This window comes from Promicromonospora kroppenstedtii DSM 19349 (assembly GCF_000515355.1).
GTDB classification, from domain to species: Bacteria; Actinomycetota; Actinomycetes; order Actinomycetales; family Cellulomonadaceae; genus Promicromonospora; species Promicromonospora kroppenstedtii.
On the sequence record NZ_KI911620.1, the window covers coordinates 1 to 1,519 of the forward strand.

The following is a 1,519-nucleotide window of genomic DNA, read 5'->3' on the forward strand; positions in this document are numbered from 1 at the left end:
CGGCCGCGTCGCCGCCCGCCGCGGGCAGCCCGAACGCCGGCGCGAGCAGCAGGTAGGCGACCGAGAGCACAGGCCCTCGCGGGTCGCGCCCGAGCGGGCCGTACGTGCGGAGCTGTTCCAGGTGCCACGGCCCGGTACCGGTCGCGCCCGCCGGCACGGTGAGCCGGGTCTCCTCCTCGAGCTCCCGCGCCGCAGCCTGCTCCAGGGTCTCCCCGGGGAGCACGAACCCGCCCGGCAGCGCCGCCTGCCCGCGGTACGGCTCCAGCAGGCGGTCGACGACGAGCGCGTGCAGCTCGGCGTCGCGCACGGTCAGGGTGACGACGTCGACCGTGACGGGGAACGCGCCCGCCGTCTCGGGTACGGCTGACGGAGCGGGTGTGGTGCGGGGCATGACATCGACCGTACATTCTCGTCACCTTGACGAAAAGCCGAGCGAGTAGATATCGTCAAATTGACGACAACAACGAACGAGAGGCCGACGATGGCGACGATCAAGCGCTACCCCGGATTCCGGCAGTTCCTGGGCTCCGCGAGCGACTACGTGGTGCACCTCAGCAAGGGCGACGTGCGGCACGAGGGGGTGGGCCAGGCGTTCTGGTTCCGGCCCGACACCTCGGTGCTCAGCGAGGTGCCCGCCACCGACCAGGAGCTGCCCGTCCTGTTCCACGCGGTGACGCGCGACCAGCAGGACGTCACCGTGCAGGCGAACGTGACCTACCGGTTCGGCGACCCGGTCCTCGCGTCCCAGCGCCTGGACTTCGGCATCTTCCCCGTGACGGGCAAGGGGCAGGAGGCGAGCGGCCGGCAGCAGGTCGGGGCCATCGTGGGCCAGCTCGCGCAGAGCCTCACGGTCGACCTGATCGCCACGGTCGACCTGGCCGAGGCGTTGGAGTCCGGCGTGGGGAGCGTGCGGACGGCGCTCGGCGCGCTCGGCGAGGACGCGCGACTGGTCGCGACCGGCATCGAGATCCTCGGCGTCCGGGTGCTCGCCGTCCGGCCCGAGGGCGACGTCGAGAAGGCCCTGCGCACGCCCGTCCGCGAGCGGCTCCAGGCGGAGGCCGACCGTGCGACCTACGAGCGTCGCGCCGTCGCTGTCGAGCGGGAGCGCAAGATCGCTGAGAACGAGCTCGCGAGCCAGATCGAGCTCGCCGCCCGCCGCGAGCAGCTCGTGGCTCAGGAGGGCGCGAACAAGCGGCGCGAGGCGGAGGAGGCCGCGGCGGCCGCGCTCGTCTCCGCGAAGTCCGACGCCGAGCGGCGCGAGATCGCCGCGACCGCCCAGGCGGCCTCGCTTCGGCAGCTCGGTGAGGCCGAGGCCGCCAAGGAGGCGGCGCTCATGGCGGTCTACGCGAACGTCGGCCGCGACGTGCTCACGGCGCTCGCCCTGCGCGACGCCGCGCCGCACCTGCCGAACGTCGGCTCGCTCACGGTCACTCCCGACCTGGTCAGCGGGCTGCTGAGCGCGCTGACCAACCGGGCGGCCGAGCCGGCCGCGGACGCGTCGTCCTCGAACGGCGCGCCG

2 protein-coding genes are annotated in these 1,519 nt (G+C 73.7%); one reads left to right on the top strand and one right to left on the bottom strand.

What is annotated here, in order from left to right; genetic code table 11:
- On the bottom strand, positions 1-391 hold a 391-nt coding region (locus PROKR_RS05065; RefSeq protein WP_036960166.1), incomplete at its 3' end, for an NUDIX domain-containing protein.
- A gap of 90 nt (positions 392-481) precedes the next feature.
- On the opposite strand from PROKR_RS05065, the gene PROKR_RS05070 reads away from it, so the two are divergent.
- Positions 482-1,519 (top strand): SPFH domain-containing protein (locus PROKR_RS05070; protein ID WP_084800248.1); only part of this gene is annotated, 1,038 nt, incomplete at its 3' end.